Annotated in this window: 20 protein-coding genes and 3 pseudogenes; 16 read left to right on the top strand and 7 right to left on the bottom strand. The window is 62.0% G+C overall.

All coding sequences use genetic code 11. The features are described 5' to 3' along the window. A pseudogene (gene pyrB / locus E5W87_RS02335) lies at positions 1–241 on the bottom strand (aspartate carbamoyltransferase catalytic subunit); the annotation flags it as partial. Between the two features lie 177 nt (positions 242–418). Between pyrB and E5W87_RS02340 the strand changes: the two are divergent. The 3 genes from E5W87_RS02340 (at position 419) to E5W87_RS02350 (ending at position 3,064) form a co-directional block, all read left to right on the top strand. Further along, positions 419–2,047 (top strand): DNA alkylation response protein, encoded by a 1,629-nt coding sequence (locus E5W87_RS02340; RefSeq protein WP_292393596.1) that lies wholly within the window; start codon positions 419–421, stop codon positions 2,045–2,047. A 127-nt stretch (positions 2,048–2,174) separates the two neighbouring features. After that, positions 2,175–2,753 carry a hypothetical protein gene (locus E5W87_RS02345; protein WP_292393598.1) on the top strand — a complete coding sequence of 193 codons (579 nt, stop codon included), beginning with the start codon at positions 2,175–2,177 and terminating at the stop codon, positions 2,751–2,753. Beyond that, on the top strand, positions 2,753–3,064 hold the full coding sequence (locus E5W87_RS02350) for a DUF6105 family protein (protein WP_292393600.1): 312 nt from the start codon (positions 2,753–2,755) through the stop codon (positions 3,062–3,064). The genes E5W87_RS02345 and E5W87_RS02350 overlap by 1 nt, the downstream gene beginning before the upstream one ends. Here the strand turns inward: E5W87_RS02350 and ruvX are convergent. Further along, a complete protein-coding gene (gene ruvX, locus E5W87_RS02355; RefSeq protein ID WP_095485277.1) occupies positions 3,031–3,516 on the bottom strand; it encodes a Holliday junction resolvase RuvX in 486 nt (161 codons plus the stop codon). The two genes, E5W87_RS02350 and ruvX, sit on opposite strands and share 34 nt — an antisense overlap. 100 nt (positions 3,517–3,616) lie before the next feature. On the opposite strand from ruvX, the gene E5W87_RS02360 reads away from it, so the two are divergent. From E5W87_RS02360 to E5W87_RS02385, 6 genes are all read left to right on the top strand, one after another. Beyond that, on the top strand, positions 3,617–4,324 hold the full coding sequence (locus tag E5W87_RS02360) for a metal-dependent hydrolase (RefSeq protein WP_292393602.1): 708 nt from the start codon (positions 3,617–3,619) through the stop codon (positions 4,322–4,324). 25 nt (positions 4,325–4,349) lie between these two features. After that, positions 4,350–4,766 (top strand): hypothetical protein, encoded by a 417-nt coding sequence (locus E5W87_RS02365; RefSeq protein WP_292393604.1) that lies wholly within the window; start codon positions 4,350–4,352, stop codon positions 4,764–4,766. Positions 4,767–4,859: 93 nt separating this feature from the next. Then, positions 4,860–5,147, top strand: coding sequence for an Asp-tRNA(Asn)/Glu-tRNA(Gln) amidotransferase subunit GatC (gene gatC, locus E5W87_RS02370; RefSeq protein ID WP_292393606.1), 288 nt, complete (start codon positions 4,860–4,862; stop codon positions 5,145–5,147). 7 nt (positions 5,148–5,154) lie between these two features. Continuing rightward, positions 5,155–5,613 carry a GNAT family N-acetyltransferase gene (locus tag E5W87_RS02375; protein ID WP_292393608.1) on the top strand — a complete coding sequence of 153 codons (459 nt, stop codon included), beginning with the start codon at positions 5,155–5,157 and terminating at the stop codon, positions 5,611–5,613. Beyond that, complete coding sequence (locus tag E5W87_RS02380; protein ID WP_292393610.1) at positions 5,613–7,178, top strand: amidase; 1,566 nt, start codon at positions 5,613–5,615, stop codon at positions 7,176–7,178. The genes E5W87_RS02375 and E5W87_RS02380 overlap by 1 nt, the downstream gene beginning before the upstream one ends. 213 nt (positions 7,179–7,391) lie before the next feature. Further along, positions 7,392–8,195 (top strand): YdcF family protein, encoded by an 804-nt coding sequence (locus E5W87_RS02385; protein ID WP_292393612.1) that lies wholly within the window; start codon positions 7,392–7,394, stop codon positions 8,193–8,195. Here E5W87_RS02385 and E5W87_RS02390 read toward each other — a convergent pair. Next, positions 8,132–8,887, bottom strand: coding sequence for a DUF599 domain-containing protein (locus tag E5W87_RS02390; RefSeq protein WP_292393615.1), 756 nt, complete (start codon positions 8,885–8,887; stop codon positions 8,132–8,134). The genes E5W87_RS02385 and E5W87_RS02390 overlap by 64 nt on opposite strands. Positions 8,888–9,048: 161 nt before the next feature. On the opposite strand from E5W87_RS02390, the gene E5W87_RS02395 reads away from it, so the two are divergent. The 4 genes from E5W87_RS02395 (at position 9,049) to E5W87_RS02410 (ending at position 12,508) form a co-directional block, all read left to right on the top strand. Then, positions 9,049–10,452, top strand: a complete 1,404-nt coding sequence (locus tag E5W87_RS02395) for an L-serine ammonia-lyase (RefSeq protein ID WP_292393617.1) — start codon at positions 9,049–9,051, stop codon at positions 10,450–10,452. 100 nt (positions 10,453–10,552) lie between these two features. Further along, complete coding sequence (locus tag E5W87_RS02400) at positions 10,553–10,990, top strand: DUF1489 family protein (protein ID WP_292393630.1); 438 nt, start codon at positions 10,553–10,555, stop codon at positions 10,988–10,990. Between the two features lie 88 nt (positions 10,991–11,078). Then, positions 11,079–11,810 (top strand): VWA domain-containing protein, encoded by a 732-nt coding sequence (locus E5W87_RS02405; protein ID WP_292393632.1) that lies wholly within the window; start codon positions 11,079–11,081, stop codon positions 11,808–11,810. Next, positions 11,810–12,508 (top strand): DnaJ domain-containing protein, encoded by a 699-nt coding sequence (locus tag E5W87_RS02410; RefSeq protein ID WP_292393647.1) that lies wholly within the window; start codon positions 11,810–11,812, stop codon positions 12,506–12,508. Before E5W87_RS02405 ends, E5W87_RS02410 begins: the two co-directional genes overlap by 1 nt. A gap of 44 nt (positions 12,509–12,552) precedes the next feature. On the opposite strand, the gene E5W87_RS02415 is transcribed toward E5W87_RS02410, so the two are convergent. Then, the gene (locus E5W87_RS02415) at positions 12,553–13,929 is read right to left on the bottom strand and encodes a D-alanyl-D-alanine carboxypeptidase (RefSeq protein WP_292393634.1); all 1,377 of its coding nucleotides are present in this window, start codon (positions 13,927–13,929) and stop codon (positions 12,553–12,555) included. A gap of 332 nt (positions 13,930–14,261) precedes the next feature. Here E5W87_RS02415 and E5W87_RS02420 point away from each other — a divergent pair, with 332 nt between their 5' ends. The 3 genes and pseudogenes from E5W87_RS02420 to clpA all read left to right on the top strand — a co-directional run bounded on the left by E5W87_RS02420 (position 14,262) and on the right by clpA (position 17,660). After that, positions 14,262–14,591, top strand: a complete 330-nt coding sequence (locus E5W87_RS02420; protein ID WP_292393636.1) for a phasin family protein — start codon at positions 14,262–14,264, stop codon at positions 14,589–14,591. A gap of 277 nt (positions 14,592–14,868) precedes the next feature. Beyond that, entirely contained in the window at positions 14,869–15,195 is a 327-nt protein-coding gene (clpS, locus tag E5W87_RS02425) for an ATP-dependent Clp protease adapter ClpS (protein WP_036241697.1), read from the top strand. Between the two features lie 6 nt (positions 15,196–15,201). Continuing rightward, positions 15,202–17,660 (top strand): annotated as a pseudogene (clpA, locus tag E5W87_RS02430) (ATP-dependent Clp protease ATP-binding subunit ClpA). Positions 17,661–17,715: 55 nt separating this feature from the next. On the opposite strand, the pseudogene E5W87_RS02435 reads toward clpA, so the two are convergent. The 3 genes and pseudogenes from E5W87_RS02435 to E5W87_RS02445 form a co-directional block, all read right to left on the bottom strand. Next, positions 17,716–19,069: pseudogene (locus E5W87_RS02435) on the bottom strand (IS3 family transposase). 104 nt (positions 19,070–19,173) lie between these two features. Next, the gene (locus E5W87_RS02440; protein WP_292393638.1) at positions 19,174–19,605 is read right to left on the bottom strand and encodes an HIT family protein; all 432 of its coding nucleotides are present in this window, start codon (positions 19,603–19,605) and stop codon (positions 19,174–19,176) included. A gap of 62 nt (positions 19,606–19,667) precedes the next feature. Further along, on the bottom strand, positions 19,668–20,765 hold a 1,098-nt coding region (locus E5W87_RS02445), incomplete at its 5' end, for a sulfatase-like hydrolase/transferase (protein ID WP_292393640.1).

The raw sequence follows: 20,765 nt of genomic DNA on the forward strand, positions 1-20,765 counted from the left end.
CGTCGGCGCCGAGCCGTTTACCCGCCAGCTCGAACGACGACTGCGTGCGGGTCGACGCTTCGTAGAAGAGGTTGATCTGGGTGCGGCCGCGCAGCGTCGAGGTCTTCTTCTCCGATTGCCGCGAGATCGCGACCGCTCGGTCCGCCCGGTCCAGCAAAAGCTCGATGTCGGCGGGGGAAAGATCGCGGATGCCCAGAAGATGGCGGTGGGGATAGAGTGGCAGGGATGAAGCGTCGGTCATCTCAAGACGCTGCTATAGGGTGGAGGACCTTTGGCTGCAAGCACCAGCTTTGGATTGCGGCCTTTCTCCCCGGTATTTTCGTCGCGCGCGTTGCGCGGCTTGGGCTATATCTAGCTGATGGCTTCGGATTCGTGGCCTTGTGATGATAAGGCCTTTCTGCCGATAGAAGGATTGGGCGTGACCGACGACGTGACGAACCAGCCGCCGCCGCTGGCAGGCGGCAACGCCTGGCGGGGCGATCCGTTGCTGATCCAGCTTGCCGAGCGTTTTTCCGATCCGGTGCGCAAAGATCTCGATGGGCTTGGCCGTTTCGTACTGACGCAGGAGGCGCAGGAACTGGCCCGCCTCGCCAATGTCGAGACGCCGAAGCTCAGGACCCATGACCGCCAGGGCCGGCGCATCGACCTGGTCGAGTTCCATCCCGCCTATCATGCGCTGATGCGCCGGTCGGTGGCGAACGGGCTGCATTCGTCGGTCTGGGAAAATGGCGACGCCGAGATCGGCCGCCGTCATCAGGTGCGCGCCGCCCGTTTCTACCTGACGGCCGAGCTCGAAACCGGGCATCTCTGTCCCATCACGATGACCAGCGCATCGCTGGCAGCGCTGATGGCAAGCCCGAAGCTGTTTCGCGAATGGGCGCCGCGTGTGACGACACGCAAATACGACCAGAGCCAGAAGCCGCCGGTCGAAAAGGCCGGGCTGACGCTCGGCATGGGCATGACCGAGAAGCAAGGCGGCACCGATGTCCGCGCCAATGTCACCCGGGCCGAGCGCGCCGGCAGCGGCTTCTATCGGCTGACCGGCCACAAATGGTTCATGTCGGCGCCGATGTCGGACGCGTTCCTGGTGCTTGGACAGGCGCCGGAAGGGCTTTCGTGCTTCCTCGTTCCTCGTATTCTCGGCGATGGTTCGGGCAACGGCTTCCGCTTCCAGCGGCTAAAGGACAAGCTCGGCAACCGCTCCAACGCCTCGTCGGAAGTGGAGTTCGTCAACGCCATCGGCGAGATGATCGGCGAGCCCGGAGCGGGCGTGAAGACGATCATGGACATGGTGACGCTGACCCGGCTCGACTGCGCGATCGCCTCGTCGGCGATCATGCGTGCCGGGCTGGCCGAGGCCGTTCACCACGCCCGTCACCGCCAGGTGTTTGGAACCAAGCTGATCGAGCAGCCGCTGATGCAGCGCGTGCTGGCCGACATGGCGCTTGATGTCGCCGCCGCCACCGCGCTGTCGTTCCGGCTGGCGCGCTCCTTTGACGAGGCGGCCGGCGACCGTGGCGAGGCGGCCTTCGCGCGCGCCATGACGCCGGTTGTCAAATACTGGGTCTGCAAAATCGCGCCGCCGCTGCTCTACGAGGCGATGGAGTGCCTCGGCGGCAACGGCTATGTCGAAGAGGGACCACTCGCCCGCTACTATCGCGAAGCTCCGGTCAACGCGATCTGGGAGGGATCCGGCAACGTCATGGCGCTCGATGTGCTGCGCGTGCTCGGCCGCGCACCCGGCCTGTTCGAGGAGGTGCTGGCCGGCATCGATCGCGATCTCGGCGCCGGTGGACGCGGCACCGTCGGGGTGCTCAAGGCGGCAATGCAGGTCGCGGCAACCGATGAGGGCTCGGCTCGTCTGCTCACCGAACAACTGGCACTGTCGGCGGCAGCGGCGGAGCTTCGCAGGCTGGGGGCAGGGCGGATCGCCGACGCCTTCGTCGAGACGCGCCTCGCCGGCCAGTGGCGCAACACCTATGGCATGCTCGATTCACGCCATGACGCGCGCATGATCATCGACACGCTCTATCCGCCGATCACCTGAGAAGGCTTCGGGAAAGATTTTCCTCGTCGATCGCTGTTCTGTGGAAAGCCGTTAACCTTAACAAATGGTTTCCATTGCGGTCGCAAGCCGCAAAGCCCACTGTCCTGTTTACCGAAGCAGGAACGCCATGCGGCACATATTGAGCTCCTTTCTGGCCTTGCACTGGGCGGTCGTTTTCGCCCTGCTGGCGTTCATCTGCATCGACGGAAATCGCGGTGTTGCGGCAGCGCTTGGCGTGCTGGGCGTTGCCGTCCAGAACACCCGCTTCGTCGACCTCGAAAACGCCATCGTGGTGGCGCCGCTTGCCGTGGCGCTGCTTGTCGTCGCGGTGCTGTTCTGCTGGGCCTTCGTCGAAACGCTGATCAGCGACCCGACAAATCCGGATGCCACCGACAGCGTTGTGCGGGTCGCCTTCATCTCCGCCTCCGGCGTGCTGTCGTTGATCGTGGTCGGCGGCGCCGCGCAAGGCATCAACGGGCTGTTCATGGCTGTCGCCGTGCAGCTGGCGGCGCTGCTGGCTTCCTATGTCGCCATGCTCGCAGAGCGGCGGTCGGCCTTTGCCGCAGCGGATCCGGGCACCGGCGAAATCCGTGCCGCCGCGCATGTGATGGCGAAGGCGGCGGCGCACAACTCGTCGCTCTCGCGCATTTCCGGCCGGCCGGACACAAACTTGAGGCCGGACACGAACTTGAGGGATGGCCGCTGATGCGCACCTTGTTCGCGCTATGGGCGGCCCCGCTCGTTCTGTTCTGGAGCTGGTTCTTCCTGTCGCTCAACGACATCAATTTCGGCTATGTCATGCTGAGCCGCCAATTGCATGACCTGGTTTTCCAGCTCTACGGGGAAATGCTTGGCATTGATCCGGCGCTCATTCCCGGCATGGTGGCAAAGGCCTGCATCCTCGACAGTCTGCTGCTGATGGCGTTTTGGGCGTTTCGCCGCCGCCGGGTGATCGGTGGCTGGATCAGGACAATGCGTGACCGCTATTTCGACCAGGCATCGACGCCGAGCGCCTGAAGCCGGTCGAGAACGCCCTGCAGGATAAACGCAGCCGCGGCCGAATCGATCTTGCCGGCGCGTTTGCGGCGCGAAAAATCCATCTCGATCAATGTCCGCTCAGCCGCCACCGTCGACAGTCGCTCGTCCCACAAAACGAAGGGCAGGTCGGTCATACCAGCCATATTGCGGGCGAAAGCGCGGGATTTCTGGGCGCGCGGACCTTCTGACCCGTCCATGTTGATAGGCAGGCCGAGCACCACGGCGCCGACATTCTCTTTCTGCAGCAAGGCGAGCAGCACTGCTGCATCCAGCGAGAATTTCCTGCGCATGATGACGGGGCGCGGATGGGCGAAGGCAAAGCCCCGGTCGGAAACCGCGACGCCAATGGTCTTGTCGCCAAGGTCGAGCCCGGCCAACGTCTTGCCGCCGCTGAGCCGCGCCGGCAACTCTTCGATGGTGATGATGCTCAACGGCTTTCCTTGGACTATACGCCGCAAAGGGCGCTGCGGGGCTTTAATTTTACTGCCGGCGTTCTATCCTTTGCCGAAGCAAAAATCGAGGAAAGCATTCATGAAACTGACCTGGTACGGACATTCCGCATTTTGCGTCGAAACCACCGACGCGAAAATCCTCATCGATCCCTATTTGGTCGGCAATCCGTCATGGACGCGCGGCTGGGAAGGACCGGCGGAAGGGGTCACGCATGTCCTTTTGACCCACGGCCATAGCGACCACATCAGCGGTGCGCTGGAAGTGCTTGGGAAAAGCGGCGCCATGCTGGTCGCCAATTTCGAGATCTGCATGTATCTGGTCGGCAAGGGCGCCAGCGACAAGAAGATTAATCCCGGCAATATCGGCGGCACCGTGGATTGCGGCGGTTTCACCACCACCTTCGTCCAGGCGCTGCATTCGTCGTCGTTCCCAGGCGACAATGGCCAGAACACCTATCTCGGCAATCCGGGCGGGCTCGTCCTGCATTTCCCAGAAGACAAGACGCTCTATCACATGGGCGACACCGACATCTTTTCCGACATGGCGCTGATCAATGAGTTGCATGAGCCGAAGATAGGCATCGTGCCGATCGGCGATCGCTTCACCATGGGAGGCGCGGTAGCAGCCCTTGCCTGCCGGCGCTTCTTTCAGTTCGAGACTGTCATCCCCAGTCACTTCGGCACGTTCCCGATCATCGATCAGACTGCCGAAAAGTTCGTGGCGGGGATGGATGGATCGGAGGTGAAAGTGGCGTTGCCGAAGATCGGCGAGACGATTAGCTTGTAGAGACACGCCAAAATGGAATGAGAACATGATCTTGAAGGGCTTTCTTTGCATCTCCATTCTTGCTGTGGCTTCCCCGGCGTCCGCCGCGGAGGACTTCATTGAAGGCGTCTATCTCCAGTCCGAGGATCTTTGTGCGCAGGCCAGGAAGGACACACTGCAGGCGCTGATCGACGCTGGCAACATCGTGCTCTCGGCGCGAGGCCTGCAAAGCGTCGAATACGATTGCGAGTTCCTTCAGATGACCAAGGCGACGCTCTCGCCGAGCTGGGCGGTGACAGCCATCTGCCAGGAGCCGGGCCACGTCTTTCCCGATGTTCTCTCCGTAACGCAAATGAACGCGAAGCAGATCGATCTGGTTTCGGTCCGGCCCGCGGACGACGAAAGCGAGGCGAGCGGCAACAGTGGCAGCTATTTCCTCTGCGACGGCGTGGCCCTGCCATAGACCTTACTGGCCCGGTTCTCGGCACGATGCATGTTGCGCGGCACGCGCCGCGCCGCTATAGCGCGGACTGGTTTTCCCGAGGCACAAACAAATATGTCAGTTGATGTCAAGACTGTGAAGCGCGTCGCGCGTCTCGCCCGCATTGCGGTGAGCGAGGAAGATGCCGAGCGCATGACCAGCGAGTTGAACGCCATTCTGGGCTTTGTCGAGCAGCTGAACGAGGTCGACGTTTCCGGCGTCGAGCCGATGACTTCGGTGACCCCGATGGAGATGAAGAAGCGCCTGGACGTCGTCACCGACGGCAGCAAGGCGGCCGACATCGTCGCCAATGCGCCGGCGACCGAAGAGAATTTCTTCCTCGTTCCGAAGGTCGTGGAGTAGCGGGCCTATGGTAATCGAGATCGCCATAGAGACGCCGCTGCAGGACGATGTGCGCGGGCTGGTCGAGGAGCTCAACGCAACGCTGCTCGAACTGACGCCGCCGGAGCACTGCTACCACATGACCGTCGAGCAGATGGCCGACAACGACACAACTGTTTTCATCGCCCGCGACAACGGCCTTGCCATCGGCTGCGGTGCACTGAAGCGCCACGATGACGCCATCGGCGAGGTCAAGCGCATGTACACGCGGCCCTCGCATCGTGGACGGAAGATCGGCGCCAAGATCGTCGAACGGATCGAGGCGCTGGCGCACAAAGAAGGGCTGAAGCGTATGGTGCTGGAAACGGGCGACCGCCATCCGGCTGCCTGGACCGTCTATGAACGTGCTGGATTTTCGCGCTGCGGCCCGGTGCTGGACTATCCCGATACCGAGTGGTCGGTGTTTTACGAAAAGAGCCTTGCCTGATGAGCGACCTGACCCACCTGACGATTTCGCAGGCCCGCGCCAAGCTGCGCGCCAAGGAAATCACCGCAGCCGAGATCACCGAAGCCTATCTCCAGGCGATCGAGCGGGCCAATCCGGCGCTCAACGCCTACGTCGTCGTTACCGATGACAAGGCGCGCTACATGGCCAAGGCTTCGGACGCGAAGCTGGCGAAGGGCGAGGGCGGGTCGCTCGAAGGCATTCCGCTCGGGATCAAGGACCTGTTCGGCACCGAAGGCGTCCACACCCAGGCCTGCAGCCATGTGCTGGATGGGTTCAAACCGCACTACGAATCCACCGTCACCGCCAATCTCTGGGCCGACGGCGCCGTGATGCTCGGCAAGCTCAACATGGACGAGTTCGCAATGGGCTCGTCCAACGAGACCTCCTACTACGGCCCTGTCGTCAATCCGTGGCGGCGTTCGCGCCTCGACACGGTGGTGATGCCGACCACGCATCAGGGCGATGGCGGTTTCGTCTCGGCCGGCGGCACCAGGACCGCGCGCACGCTGGACAACGCCCAACTCGTACCGGGCGGTTCGTCAGGCGGCTCGGCTTCGGCTGTCTCCGCGTTTCTCTGTGCCGGCGCCACGGCCACCGACACCGGTGGTTCGATCCGCCAGCCCGCAGCCTTCACCGGCACGGTCGGCATCAAGCCGACCTATGGCCGCTGCTCGCGCTGGGGCATTGTCGCCTTCGCTTCGTCGCTCGACCAGGCCGGACCGATCGCCCGCGATGTGCGCGACGCCGCAATCCTCTTGAAATCCATGGCCTCGGTCGATCCGAAGGACACCACCTCGGTCGACCGGCCGGTGCCGGATTACGAGGCGGCGATCGGCAAGCCGATCAAGGGCATGAAGATCGGTATCCCCAGGGAATACCGCGTCGACGGCATGCCCGAGGAGATCGAGGCGCTGTGGCAGAAGGGCATTGCCTGGCTGAAAGATGCCGGCGCCGAGATCGTCGACATTTCGCTGCCGCATACCAAATATGCGCTGCCGGCCTATTACATCGTTGCGCCCGCCGAAGCCTCGTCGAACCTCGCCCGCTATGACGGCGTCCGCTACGGGTTGCGCGTGCCGGGTAAGGACATCGTCGATATGTACGAGAAGACCCGCGCCGCCGGCTTCGGCCGCGAGGTCAAGCGCCGCATCATGATCGGCACTTATGTGCTCTCCGCCGGCTATTACGATGCATACTATCTGCAGGCGCAGAAGGTGCGGAATCTCATCAAGCGGGATTTCGAAAATGCATTCGCGGCGGGCGTCGACGTCATCCTGACGCCGGCGACGCCGTCGGCGGCCTTCGGCATCGCCGACGAGGACATGGCCGCCGACCCAGTCAAGATGTACCTCAATGACATTTTTACCGTGACCGTGAACATGGCCGGACTGCCGGGCATCGCCGTGCCCGCAGGGCTTGACGCCAAGGGGCTGCCGCTCGGCCTGCAGCTCATCGGCCGGCCCTTCGACGAGGAAACCTTGTTCCAGACGGCCCACGTCATCGAACAGGCGGCTGGCACCTTTCAGCCGGAAAAGTGGTGGTAGTATCGTCCCTGCATCGCGTTCGAATGATGCGGGGCGCTTGGTCCTGGTTATGCATGTCGTTACTCTAAAAGCGCCAAGTGCTTTTGGAGCGATATGCATTAGAGCGACGTGCAATTCACTTGGACGCACAAAGTACGCTCTTGCACGTTGAATCTACGCATCGTGCTTTCCGAAAATCGATTCCGATTTTTGGGCCGATGCCGGGAGTGAGGGATGTTCTTCTATCTTTCCAAATTGCTCTGGTTCTTTGTCCAGCCGTTGAATTTTGCGATCTTCCTGTTGCTGGCAGGGCTGGTGGCGGCGATGTTCGGACGGCGACGATGGGCGACCGCCGGCACCGTCCTTGCTGCTCTCATTCTTGCGCTTTCGACATGGACCGAACTTGGCGCAATAATGATCGGTCCGCTGGAGGACCGCTTCCCCAGGCCGCCGCTGCCGGAAAAGGTCGACGGTATCATTGTGCTGGGCGGCGGTTTGGAGAGTGCCATCAATGCCGTGCGTGGTGGCTATGAAATTAACGGCGCCGGCGACCGGATCCTCGAGGCGGCCGCGCTGGCGCGGCGTTTTCCGGCAGCGAAAATCGCCATCTCCGGTGGCACCGTTGAAATGGTCGTCAAAGGTGAGGGCGATGCAGACTCCGGGCCGCGCCTGCTCACCGCGCTTGGCGTGACGGCCGATCGGCTGGTCCTCGAGAACAAATCCCGCAACACCTATGAGAATGCAGTCTTCACCAAGGAACTGGTCGCACCCAAACCCGGCGAGACCTGGCTGCTGGTTACTTCCGCCTTCCACATGCCGCGCGCCACGGCGCTGTTCGACAAGGCCGGCTTTCCAACCGTTCCGTGGCCGGTCGACTACATGACCTCCGGCACGGAAAGCATCGGCTCATTCCCCCCATACGCCGGGCTGGAGGTCACCACTACCGCGGTTCGTGAATGGATCGGGCTGATGGCCTATTGGCTGTCGGGCCGGATCGATCGGCTCTTCCCCGGACCAGCTGATGGGCCGGGCGGCTGACCGATCACGGCCTGCCGCGCCGCCGAGAAGAACTGGCGACGCACCAGAACCGCCAGCAACAACAGCGTCGACAGCACGAACACCCTTGGATCGACGAACCAGCCGAGATAGCCGATCGAGAAGAACACGCCGCGCAGGCCGGAATTGAAGTGTTTTCCGGCCAGCATATTCATGCGCGCCGCCCGCCATACCGCCGTCTCGCTGACCGGGTTGCGTGAGGCTTCGCCATGCGGGATCGGCACCGCGCCGATCAGGATCGAGCAGTAGTTGAACAGCCGGTAGGCCCAGCCGAACTTGAAGAAGGAATAGGCCAGGATCAGCACCAATCCGAACACCTTCATCTGAAAGGCGGAGCGGGATGACGTCGCGCCGAGCGGCAGGTCGCTCAGCACCGAAACAACCTGATCGGAGGCGCCGAGCAGGGCGAAACAGCCGCCGATCGCAATCAGCGAGCTGGAGGCGAAGAAGGCGGTTCCCTGTTGAAGACCTGCCATGATGGCGGTGTCGACAATGCGGATCTCGCGTTCGGCCATGGTCCGCATCCAGGCTTCACGCTGGACGTTCATCGCCGTCGTCAGCGACATGCGGCTGACCAGCTTTCCGTCAGAGGCGAGCGTATGCAGCACCCATACGAAAAGGAAGAAGGCCAGCGCCACGAGATCAGCCGTCGACAAATGGAAGGAATCGCCCATGCGATCCTTTTACCACAAGCCGTGGTGCCGCTTCGATGGCGGAACGCAACGATGTCGCTGCCGGAGCAAACAAGGTCGGCAGGTGCAGCGCCGCGATCTTCGAAAGAGCGGAAACATCACAGGAATTCCTATATGTAAATTCCAATAGGAGAGAGCGGCGCGTGTTCCTTTCGGTTTTCGACCTGTTCAAGATCGGCATTGGACCATCGAGTTCGCACACGATGGGACCGATGACGGCTGCGCGGCGTTTTCTTGACGAGATCGCGGGAGATGACTGGCCGCGCCCGGCCGGCGCCAGGGTCGACCGCGTCGCCGCCAGCCTGCACGGCTCGCTTGCCTATACCGGCATCGGCCACGGTTCCGACCGTGCCGTCGTGCTTGGTCTTGCCGGCCAGACGCCGCAGACGGTGGACCCCGATCAGGCGGATGGAATCGTCGCCAGCATCGCTGCCGAGAAGCGGATTTCACCGCCCGGCCATCCCTCCTACCGCTTCGACCCGGCCACGGATCTGGTGCTGGATCGCAAGACGCCGCTTTCCGGCCACGCCAACGGCATGGCTTTCTCCGCCTATGATGCCGACGACCGGCTGCTGCTCAAGCGTATCTATTATTCGATCGGCGGCGGCTTCGTGGTTTCGGAGGAGGAGCTGCAGCGGATGAAGGCGAAGGGCTCGGTGACGACGGAAGGCAAGAAGGTTCCGTACCCGTTCAAGAACGCCGTCGAGATGCTGTCGATGGCCGCGAAAAGCGGCCTTTCCATCGCCGACATGAAGCGCGTCAACGAAGAGACGCAGATGTCGCGCGAGGAGCTCGACGCCGGCCTCGACGGCATCTGGAGCGCGATGAAGAGCTGCATCGAGCGCGGCCTGTCGCAGGACGGCATCATGCCGGGCGGACTGAAGGTGCGCCGACGCGCGCGGCAATTGCATGACAAGCTGCAGGAGCAGTGGCGGCAGAACCGGCCCAACCCGCTGCTCGCCAATGACTGGCTGTCGATCTATGCCATGGCGGTGAACGAGGAGAACGCCGCCGGTGGGCGCGTCGTCACCGCGCCGACCAATGGTGCCGCAGGCACGCTGCCTGCGGTGCTGCGCTACTGGCTGCATTTCCATCCCGAGGCCGACCCGCCAAGCATCCGCGATTTCCTGCTGACCGCGGCGGCGATCGGCGGCATCATCAAGACCAACGCTTCGATCTCAGGCGCCGAAGTCGGCTGCCAGGGCGAGGTCGGTTCGGCCTCGGCGATGGCGGCGGCGGGGCTGTGCGCCGTCATGGGCGGCACGCCCGAGCAGGTCGAAAACGCCGCCGAGATCGCGCTCGAACACCATCTCGGCATGACCTGCGATCCGGTCGGCGGGCTGGTGCAGGTGCCCTGTATCGAGCGCAATGCGCTCGGCGCCGTCAAGGCTGTGACTGCCGCTTCGCTGGCCATCAAGGGCGACGGCGTTCATTTCGTGCCGCTCGATGCCGCGATCGAGACCATGCGGCAGACCGGGCTCGACATGAACGAGAAATACAAGGAAACCAGCCTCGGCGGATTGGCCGTCAATATCGTGGAGTGCTGAGCCAAACCTGGCATTGTGGATTGACACTGTGGGGACTGGCACTGTGGAGAAAGTCGACCAGGCCGTTGACGCCTTCACGCGCCGGACTAAACCTTAATCCATGTCTCTCAATCTCATAAAGCTCTGTGTCGGCTGCGACAGCGTCGAAGATCTCGAAGAGTGGATCGCCTTCCGCCTCGACGAACGGCGGCGCGCCGGTGAGCCGGCCGAGCATTACCACACCACACGCATGATGCCGACGCGCGGCGCCGAGGTCACCGATGGCGGTTCCCTCTACTGGGTGATCAAGGGCAATGTGCAGTGCCGCCAGTTGATCACCGAAATCCGCCCTTTCACCGATGACGACGGCATTGGCCGCTGTCACCTGATGCTCGATCCTGTGGTCGTGCGCACCGACTGGCAGCCGCGCCGGGCTTTTCAAGGCTGGCGCTACCTGAAACCGTCGGACGCACCGGCCGATCTCGGCAAGGGCAAAGCGGGACTGGTCGAGATGCCGCCGAAACTCAGGCGCGAGCTTGCCGATCTCGGACTTCTCTAGGAAGGCCCAAATCCAAAGCTGCCGCTGGCCCTGCAGGTCGCCTCATCTGGGCTTGCAAGCTGTGCGACAACGCCACATCTTGAATGTCATGAGCGACAAGAAGCAGCCCGTGCCCGCAAAGGCCAATCCTGCGCCGGTCGAGTCCCAATCGAGCACCGGCGAGATCGACGCTTTTATCCGTCAGGCACGGACGCTCGCAGCGTCCGCGACCGGTTCTGGCAGGCTGATTCTGTCACTCGACGCGACGATGAGCCGTCAGCCGACCTGGGATCTCGCCTGTGCGCTGCAGGGCGAGATGTTCGACGCGGTCGGCAAGGCCGGAGCGCTCAAGGTTCAACTGGTCTATTTTCGCGGCCTTGGCGAGTGCCGCTCATCCGCATTCGTCACCGATACGGAGGCGCTGAAACAGTTGATGACGAGCATCGATTGCCGCAGCGGCCACACCCAGATCGGCAAGGTCCTCGCCCATACGCTGAAACAGACTGCGGCGGCCAAGGTCAACGCGTTGGTCTATATCGGCGATGCGATGGAAGAAAATATAGACGATCTGGCGGAAAAGGCCGGCAGCCTCGGCCTGCACGGCGTTCCAGTCTTCGTCTTTCAGGAGGGCCATGATTCCGGCGCAGAAAAGGCGTTCAAGGAAATTGCGCGGCTGTCCAAAGGAGCTTGGTTCCGATTTGATCGACGGGCTGGCGCAACCTTGGCCAGCCTGCTCTCGGCGGTCGCCGTGTTTGCAACCGGCGGGCTGAAGGCACTGGAGGCCAGGGGCAGGCCGGAAGACCGGCTGATGATCGAGCATCTGCGGGGCGGCAGGAAATGATGGGCGCGATTATCGCATTCGTGGCGTTGCTTTTGGTGCTGCTCGGCGTGGTCACGGTCTTTCTCCGCGCCGACCCCGCCAGACTCGCAAGCGGGATGAGGACGCTCGGGCCCGTCTTGCTGGGGCTGATCGGTGTCGCCGTGCTCCTGGTCGGACGCGAAGGCATCGGCGGCTTGATCCTGTCGGCGGCGCTCGCCTGGTATGGCTCCATGCGGATGAAGCGGCCGACGGCGAAACTGGAGCCGGGCAAGCATTCGACGGTGCGTACCGCGGCTCTCGAAATGGAGCTCGATCACGATACCGGCAGTCTGGAAGGGCTGGTGCTCGCCGGCCGGCATGAAGGCAAGATGCTTGGCACCATGAGCCTTGCGGAATTGCTGCAGCTTTATCGCGAACTCCCCGGCGACCCGGAGAGTCGCCAGCTGCTAGAGACGTATCTTGACGGCAGGTTTCCCATCTGGCGCAAAGACGCTGAGGCGAATGGTGGCGAAGGGCTGGGTGTTTCGCCAGGTTCGGGCGCCATGACTAAGGAGGAGGCCTACAAGATCCTTGGTCTTGAAGCGGGGGCCGCCGCGGCGGATGTCCGCAAGGCGCACCGCCGCCTGATGCAGCGCCTGCACCCCGATATCGGCGGCACGTCTTTTCTGGCGGCGCGGATCAATGAAGCCAAGGACGTCTTGCTCTCCAATCACAACTAGTCTCCTTCGACGCAGAATTTTCCGGGAGATCATGTCCACGCTGCCTACTGCTGGACGGCGTAGCACTCGATTTTCTTTTTCTTCAGAGCGTTGCAGGCTTTCCTGGCGGCAGTCTTGGATCCAAAGCCGAACCGGGCGCGGTAGTAGGTGACGCCGTCCTTTTCGAACGCGACGGTGAAGCGCGCAGCATCGGCCAGAACGGAGGGCGCCTGCTTGCTCGTCTCGTCCAGGAGAGCCTGAGCTTCGGACTGTTTTGGCGAAGAGGCGACCTGGACTGCCCAGCCGGACGGCACCGATGCGGTGTTGACGGGATCGACCGCCGCGGGTTCGGCGTAGGCTGCTGCGACCCGTGCGGTCGCCACATCGTCGGCCGTGGCCGCTGCCACTGTCTTGACCTTCCTGGTCTCGACGACGGGGGTGGTTTCTTCGACGACCGGTTCGGTTTCCTCGACAAGAGAGGCAATGACGTCGTCGTCCGGCCTGCTGTCCGGCGTCGGCGCGTCGCGCTTGGGCAGGAACACTTTTGCCAGCGCGGTGATCGGATTGCCGCCGCTGGCCTTGGCGATCAGCATGCCGCTGCCGCGCGACGACGCCTTCGGCATGTAGGTGTTGATCAGTTCGGCCATCTGGTTGTCGCGGCTGCCGCCGGACTTTCCGCCTATGATCACCGCGACGATGCGGCGATCGCCGTCGTCGACCGAGGAGACGAGATTGTAGCCGGAGGCGCGGGTGTAACCCGTCTTGATGCCGTCGACGCCCTTGATGCGCCCAAGCAGGCGGTTATGACCGTTGATGCGCTTGCGGCCGTAGAGAAAGGACCGTTGCGAGAAATAGCCGTAGTACTGGGGAAAATGCTCCCGTAGCGCGATGCCGAGCACCGCCATGTCGCGCGCGGTCGTGAACTGACCGGGGTTTGGCAAGCCGTGGGCGTTGCGGAAAACCGTCCCGTTCATGCCCAGTGCCCGCGCCTTGGCTGTCATCATGTGGGCGAAATTGGCTTCATTGCCGCCGAGAAGCTCGCCGAGCGCCGTTGCCGAGTCGTTTGCCGACTTGGTCACCATCGACAGGATCGCGGTCTCGACCGTGATCGCGCCGCCCGGTCTGACGCCGAGTTTCGTCGGCGGTTCGGCAGCAGCATTGGCCGAGAAGACGACCCTGGAGTTCCTGCTGATCTTGCCCTTCGCCATGGCCTCGAAGGCCAGGTAAAGCGTCATCATCTTGGTGAGCGAGGCGGGATAGCGCCGACCATCCGCATTCGAAGAATAAAGCACCTTGCCGGTCTTGGCGTCTATGACGATGGCCGCCGACCTCGCCGCCATGGACGAAGCAGCGTCGGCGACGACGAATGTCATCGCCAAAGCGAGGATCATGATCGTTTTCAAAGAGGATTTGGAGAGAATGCCCGACAACGCCTGACGCACCGATGGTTCCTTTGGATTTTTTGTTGCCCTGGAGGCGGCAAAGGTTCCTGCCTCACTTCCAGCCAAGCTATCGCGGTCAGCGTTACCAATCCGTTTATGGTAACCGCCGCGTTCACCATTTTCTTCGGGCTTGAGCTTCTCTTTATTCGAATTTTAGCCACTGCTAGTGCCTGGGCCGGTGGCCGGGCCGATGTGCCGGGCCGGCGTGCTGGCGCCGCACCCGGCGAACATTGACTTTTTGTGCATTGCACAATACATTACTCGCATTGCACAACGCGGCCCCCGAATAGGGCGCGTCCGCCGTTCAGGGCAACCCTCAAGGGAGCGTGAAAATGACCCACACCTATGAAGATTTCAGCAAATACGGCAAGGAGTTTGCCGACACCGGCTTGAAGAGCTTCGCATCCCTTTCCAAGGGTGCGCAGGCCATCGCCACCGAGGCGGGCGAGTACACCAAGAAGAGCTTCGAAGCCGGCAGTGCAGCAGCCGAGAAACTTTTGTCGGCCAAGTCGCTGGAGAAGGCGATCGAGATCCAGTCCGATTTTGCCAAACAGTCCTACGAATCCTTCGTCACCGAAGCGACCAAGATCGGCGATCTCTATGCCGAGCTAGCCAAAGAAGCCTACAAGCCGTTCGAATCAATCGTCGCAAAAGCGAAATAATCTCGCTATAAAAATGTGAAGATGGCCCTCGGGCCTGCAAGACAGACCCGGTCGCGAACGCGCGGCCGGGTTTTTTCATGTCAATTTGAAACCAGGGGGCTCTGCCGCCTTCACGATTTCGAAAATCGGCCAAGTTTGGCCACCTAGCCATATTGTCAGCTAAACAGAAGGGCTTAAAATCGTCCATCGAACACCTACATGTCGAACTCGCTCGGGGATTCGAAAAAGGCAGGACTACGTGACTACAGGTTTGACTGCCACAGGAGATGTGGTGCGTATGCAAAACGGCAGCGACGGCAACGAGGCCGGTCGCGGCACGGCTGTTATCACGCGCACCAAAACCAAGACCAAGAAGCCTAGTCTTTATCGGGTCCTCATTCTCAACGACGACTACACGCCCATGGAATTCGTGGTTCACGTGCTGGAGCGTTTTTTCCAGAAGGACCGTGAAGCCGCCACACGCATCATGCTACATGTTCACAATCATGGAGTTGGCGAGTGCGGGGTCTATACATTCGAGGTGGCCGAGACCAAAGTGTCTCAGGTCATGGATTTCGCCCGACAGAATCAGCATCCGCTGCAATGCGTGATGGAGAAGAAGTGAGGTAACATGCCGGCTTTCTCCCAAGGCCTGGAAAAGGCGCTTCACCAGGCGCTGACGCTCGCCAATGAGCGGCACCACGAATACGCAACCCTTGAACATTTGCTGCTCGCCCTCATCGACGACACCGAGGCGGCTGCGGTCATGCGCGCCTGCAACGTCGATCTTGACGAGCTGAAGCATACGGTTCTCACCTATATCGACACAGAGCTCGACAATCTCGTCACCGGTTACGACGAGGATTCCAAGCCGACGGCCGGTTTCCAGCGCGTCATCCAGCGCGCGGTGATCCATGTTCAGTCGTCCGGCCGCGAGGAAGTGTCCGGCGCCAACGTGCTCGTTGCCATCTTCGCCGAGCGCGAGAGCCATGCCGCCTATTTCCTGCAGGAACAGCAGATGACCCGCTATGACGCGGTCAACTACATCTCGCATGGCATCGCCAAGCGCCCCGGCGCATCCGAGACGCGGTCGCCGCTCTGGCCGCCCTGCTCGTCGTCGGCGCCGAGCCGCAAGAGGACGGCAGCAAGAAAAAGCAGCAGCAGGACGCGCTGACCGCCTATTGCGTCAACCTGAACAACAAGGCCAAGGCCGGCAAGATCGATCCGCTGATCGGCCGCGAGTCCGAGATCAACCGCACCATCCAGGTGCTGTGCCGCCGCTCCAAGAACAATCCGCTCTATGTCGGAGACCCCGGCGTCGGCAAGACGGCGATCGCCGAAGGCCTCGCCAAGCGCATCGTCGAGGGCGATGTGCCGGAAGTGCTGCACAATGCCACCATCTTCGCGCTCGACATGGGCACATTGCTGGCCGGCACCCGCTATCGCGGCGATTTCGAGGAGCGGCTGAAGCAGGTCGTCAAGGAACTCGAGGATTATCCGGGCGCTGTGCTGTTCATCGATGAGATCCACACCGTGATCGGGGCAGGGGCGACGTCGGGGGGCGCCATGGATGCGTCGAATCTGTTGAAGCCGGCGCTGTCGTCCGGCGCGATCCGCTGCATCGGCTCGACCACCTACAAGGAGTTCCGCCAGTTCTTCGAGAAGGATCGCGCCTTGGTGCGGCGTTTCCAGAAGATCGACGTCAACGAGCCGACCATCGAGGACGCCATCGAGATCATGAAGGGTCTGAAGCCGTATTTCGAGGAGTTCCACAAGGTTCGCTACACGGCTGAGGCGATCAAGGCTTCGGTCGAACTGTCGGCGCGCTACATCAACGACCGCAAGCTGCCGGACAAGGCGATCGACGTGATCGACGAGACCGGCGCCTCGCAGATGCTGGTGCCGGAGGCCAAGCGCAAGAAGACCATCGGCATCAAGGAGATCGAAGCGACGATCGCCACCATCGCCCGGATTCCGCCGAAGACGGTTTCCGCCGACGACGAAAAGGTGCTGGCCGGTCTGGACGTCGAGCTGAAGCGCGTCGTCTACGGTCAGGACACCGCGATCACGGCGTTGACCTCGGCGATCAAGCTGGCGCGAGCGGGCCTGCGCGAACCGGAGAAGCCGATCGGCTCCTATCTGTTCTCGGGACCGACCGGCGTCGGCAAGACCGAAGTGGCAAAGCAGCTCGCCGCCTCGCTCGGTGTCGAGCTGATCCGCTTCGACATGTCGGAATATATGGAACGCCACACCGTCTCGCGGCTGATCGGCGCGCCTCCCGGCTATGTCGGCTTCGACCAGGGCGGCCTGTTGACCGACGGCGTCGACCAGCATCCGCATTGCGTGCTGTTGCTGGATGAGGTCGAGAAGGCGCATCCGGACCTGTTCAACATTCTGTTGCAGGTCATGGACCACGGCAAGCTGACCGACCACAACGGCAAGCAGATCGACTTCCGCAATGTCATCCTGATCATGACCACCAATGCGGGCGCCTCGGATGCGCAGCGCGCGGCGATCGGTTTCGGCTCGACCAAGCGCGAAGGCGACGACGTCGAAGCGATCAATCGGCTGTTCACGCCGGAGTTCCGCAATCGTCTCGATGCGATCATCCCGTTCGGCTCGCTGCCGGTCCCGGTCATCCACCAGGTGGTGCAGAAGTTCGTCATGCAGCTCGAGGCCCAGCTTTCCGAGCGTGGCGTCACCTTCGACCTGTCGCAGGAGGCGATCGCCTGGCTGGCCGAGAAGGGCTATGACGAGCGCATGGGAGCGCGGCCGCTCGGCCGGGTCATCCAGGAGCACATCAAGAAGCCGTTGGCCGACGAGGTGCTGTTCGGCAAGCTCAAGAAGGGCGGCACGGTGCGTGTCACCGTCGAGAAGAAGGAGACCGGCGAGACCGGCCTGAAGCTCGAGTCGCTCGCCGACGAGGCGCCGGTCAAGCCGAAGAAGGAAGAACCGGACGAGACGCCGAAGCCCAAGAAGGCTGCCGCCAAGAAGCCCGTCGCGAAAAAGGCGATAGCGCAGAAGGCGGAGCCTAAGAGCAAGGATGGCAGCAAGCGCAGCCTGGTGCCGCAACTGCCCCGCAAGGCGTGATGGCCTGAAAGCTGAAAAAGCCCCGGAAATGAACTGACCCCGTAAAGTTGGACGTTCATTGAGCTGGTAGATTTAAGGGCTGGTTCCTGTATTGCACAGGGGTCAGCCCTTTCAGTTTCAGTTTGATGCGGCGGTGATTGTAATAGTCGATGTAGTGCTCGATGGCGTTGTCGAGGTTTTGGACGGTCTCGAACCTTTCGGGATGGAAGAGTTCGGACTTGAGAATGGCGAAGAAGCTCTCCATCGGTGCGTTGTCGAGGCAATTGCCCTTGCGTGACATGCTCTGTGCAAGGCCTCTGGCTTCCAACCTGCGCTGGAATGCTGGCATCTGGTACTGCCATCCCTGATCGGAATGCAGGATCGGCCGTTCGTTCTCATCAAGCCGGGCGAGGGCTTTGGTCAGCATATTGTCCACCAGTTTGAAGCGCGGCCGCCGCGCCGTCTCGAACGCAACGATCTCGCCATTGTAGAGGTCCATGACCGGTGAGAGATAGAGCTTGTCGCCGGCCAGGCTGAACTCCGTCACGTCGGTCACCCATTTGCGGTTGGCGCGGTCGGCGCTGAACTTGCGCTGCAAGAGATCGGGAGCAGTCCGCCCGACCTCGCCCCTGTAGGAACGATACTTCTTCGGCCTGACAGCGACTTCAATCCCATCCCGGCCATCAGGCTCTGGACGGTCTTGTGGTTGACGCATCGGCCCAGCCGGCGCAGTTGCGCCGTCACCCGGCGATAGCCGTAGCGGCCCTTGTGGCTGTCGAAGATGGCCTTGATCGCCTCCTTCAGCGCCGCATGGCGGTCCGGGCGCGAGGCCGCCTTTTGCCTGTAATAGAACGTGCTGCGCGGCAGCTTCGCCAGTTCGAGCAGCCCCTCAAGCCGATGCAACGGCCTTAACGCCTGGACGGCTTGCGCTTTTTGGGCGCGTGTCCCTGCGTTAAGGCCTCCAGTTTTTTTAAGTAGGCGTTCTCCATCCGCAGTTGCTTCAGCTCGGCCAGCAGTTCTTTGCGGCTTTTGGCCTCGTCACTGGCTGCAACAGGTACCGCGGGGGCCGGCGGTTTTGACATGGGGCGTCCTCTGGGGCGCGGGCCGAGCGCCTCTATCCCGCCCGCATGATAGCGCTTCTCCCAGCCCGTCAGGCAACTGGCATTGCGGATATTGAACAGCGCCGCCGTCTGGCGATACGACAGACCTTCACTCCACATCCGTTCAAGCACTGACAGCTTGAACGCCGCGTCGTAACGACCGTACTTGCCCAACAACCCGGCCTCGCCATGCGCCTGGTACAAAGCAACCCACTTGCGAACAGTCGCCGCGTCAACCCCACGGTTCGACGCCGCACTCGCGTAGCTTTCATCCCCGCACAAATAGCTATCGACAACTGATCGCTTGAAACTCGCACTGTGTCTGGACACGCAAAACCCCCGAAGGTTGTGTCCAACTTTCGGGGGTCAGTTCAAAACGGGGCTTTTTTTGTTGGATAAAGAGTGGCCGAAGGCGTTGTGCGCGCCGCCCGGCTTCAGTTTCCCAGCGCCGTTCGTATCTTGCCAGCGTTCTCAGCCAACACTTCCGGTTTCTCCATCTGCCCGCTATGCGGCTTCAAAGGAATTCCCTCGAAGCGTGGAATGACATGGACATGGAGGTGGTAGACGGTCTGGCCCGAGGCAGGCTCGTTGAACTGCATGACGGTGACGCCATCGGCGTCGAACGCTTTCTTCACCGCCCGCGCCACCTTCTGGACAATTGCGAAGAGTGGGCCGAATGTTGCCGGGTCCGCGTCAAGCAGGTTGCGCGACTGCGCCTTTGGCACAACCAGTGTATGGCCCGGCCCTTGCGGCATTACATCCATGAAGGCAACGACCGCGTCATCTTCATAGACGCGATGCGACGGAATTTCACCGAGCAGGATTTTCGCGAAGATATTGTTGCTGTCGTAGGTGGGGTCGGCCATGGCGTGCGCTCCCGATTGTGCCTTGCTTCGTTTAGCGAACCCATACCGGACCGGCAAGGCGATCAGGCGAGATCGACCATGCCCGCTTCGACCAGCGCGCGATGGAAGCGACGTTTCGTCGTCGAGGCGATGTCGAAATAGACCGCCGGATCGTCCCTCAGCAGGGCAGCGCGTGTGGTGAAGACAGGATCGAGCGGCACCCGGGCGGCGAGCAGCGCAAGCGTCGACAGGTACGTCACGTCGAGCACCTGAGGAGCTGCAAGATCTTGCGGTAGCGCGCAATTTACCGCCTCGATCGCATAGAACGTCTTGCGCAGCGCCGGATCGGAAGGCGTCATGCCGCCAAGCGGTGCGGTGAAGGATGGCTGATGATCGCCGAAACGGACGATGATGGCCGGCTGGCCGTCCAGTGTATCATCCAGACTTTTGCGGAACGCGTCATAGGCAATGACGGTCTCGGCGAGCCGCACGACATATTCGCCATAGGAGGCATTGCCTGTCACTGCAACGGCCTCTTGACGCAACTTGGCGTGGCGGTCGGCCGGAAAGATGCGCCGGCGATGATCGCCATGGTTCATCAACGTCGAGATCGACAGGAAGCCGGGTTTGCCGCTGACCACGTGCTTCGAAATCAGGCCAAGCGCATGATCAAATAGCTGTTCGTCGTGGTGCTCGCGCTGCCAACGCTCTGCGTCGAAGGGTTGTGGCAGAATGCCGGCGTAGTCGACGTCGTTGAGCCCGATCGATTTGTAGAAACGGCCACGGTTCAGGAAGGAAGGCTTATCACAGCTCAGATACGAAATGGCGTATCCTATGCCGGCCAGAAAGAAGGGAAGCGAATGGCGGACGCGCCCGTCCAGGAGATGAAAGACGAAGCGACTGTCGTTGCCGAACGAGAGTGACGAGAGGCCGGTGAGCAACGAAAATTCGGTCTGCAGCGAGCTGCCGCCGAAGATCTCGACATGCAGCTCACCCGACAGGCCGTCCCGTGGCGAAAAGAACTGCTCGAGCGTATCGTCGACCGGCACGCCGAAACGTCTGGGATTGAACGTCGATTCATGCAGGATCACGATGAGGTGCGGCAAGACTTCGCCGGCCATCTGCTTTGTCGGGGGCGACAGAAGCGGCAACGGATCGGGGTCGATGTCGATGAAGGCGGG

The sequence above is a fragment of the Mesorhizobium sp. genome (assembly GCF_004962925.1).
Classification (GTDB): domain Bacteria; phylum Pseudomonadota; class Alphaproteobacteria; order Rhizobiales; family Rhizobiaceae; genus Mesorhizobium.

What these genes read in the sequence shown, in the direction of transcription:
- E5W87_RS02345 (WP_292393598.1), top strand. Translation starts at nt 2,175, where the DNA reads ATGCGGCACATATTGAGCTCCTTTCTGGCCTTGCACTGGGCGGTCGTT.
- E5W87_RS02350 (WP_292393600.1), top strand. Translation starts at nt 2,753, where the DNA reads ATGCGCACCTTGTTCGCGCTATGGGCGGCCCCGCTCGTTCTGTTCTGG.
- E5W87_RS02360 (WP_292393602.1), top strand. Translation starts at nt 3,617, where the DNA reads ATGAAACTGACCTGGTACGGACATTCCGCATTTTGCGTCGAAACCACC.
- E5W87_RS02365 (WP_292393604.1), top strand. Translation starts at nt 4,350, where the DNA reads ATGATCTTGAAGGGCTTTCTTTGCATCTCCATTCTTGCTGTGGCTTCC.
- gatC (WP_292393606.1), top strand. Translation starts at nt 4,860, where the DNA reads ATGTCAGTTGATGTCAAGACTGTGAAGCGCGTCGCGCGTCTCGCCCGC.
- E5W87_RS02375 (WP_292393608.1), top strand. Translation starts at nt 5,155, where the DNA reads ATGGTAATCGAGATCGCCATAGAGACGCCGCTGCAGGACGATGTGCGC.
- E5W87_RS02380 (WP_292393610.1), top strand. Translation starts at nt 5,613, where the DNA reads ATGAGCGACCTGACCCACCTGACGATTTCGCAGGCCCGCGCCAAGCTG.
- E5W87_RS02385 (WP_292393612.1), top strand. Translation starts at nt 7,392, where the DNA reads ATGTTCTTCTATCTTTCCAAATTGCTCTGGTTCTTTGTCCAGCCGTTG.
- E5W87_RS02390 (WP_292393615.1), bottom strand. Translation starts at nt 8,887, where the DNA reads ATGGGCGATTCCTTCCATTTGTCGACGGCTGATCTCGTGGCGCTGGCC.
- E5W87_RS02400 (WP_292393630.1), top strand. Translation starts at nt 10,553, where the DNA reads ATGTCTCTCAATCTCATAAAGCTCTGTGTCGGCTGCGACAGCGTCGAA.
- E5W87_RS02405 (WP_292393632.1), top strand. Translation starts at nt 11,079, where the DNA reads ATGAGCGACAAGAAGCAGCCCGTGCCCGCAAAGGCCAATCCTGCGCCG.
- E5W87_RS02410 (WP_292393647.1), top strand. Translation starts at nt 11,810, where the DNA reads ATGGGCGCGATTATCGCATTCGTGGCGTTGCTTTTGGTGCTGCTCGGC.
- E5W87_RS02420 (WP_292393636.1), top strand. Translation starts at nt 14,262, where the DNA reads ATGACCCACACCTATGAAGATTTCAGCAAATACGGCAAGGAGTTTGCC.
- clpS (WP_036241697.1), top strand. Translation starts at nt 14,869, where the DNA reads ATGCAAAACGGCAGCGACGGCAACGAGGCCGGTCGCGGCACGGCTGTT.
- E5W87_RS02440 (WP_292393638.1), bottom strand. Translation starts at nt 19,605, where the DNA reads ATGGCCGACCCCACCTACGACAGCAACAATATCTTCGCGAAAATCCTG.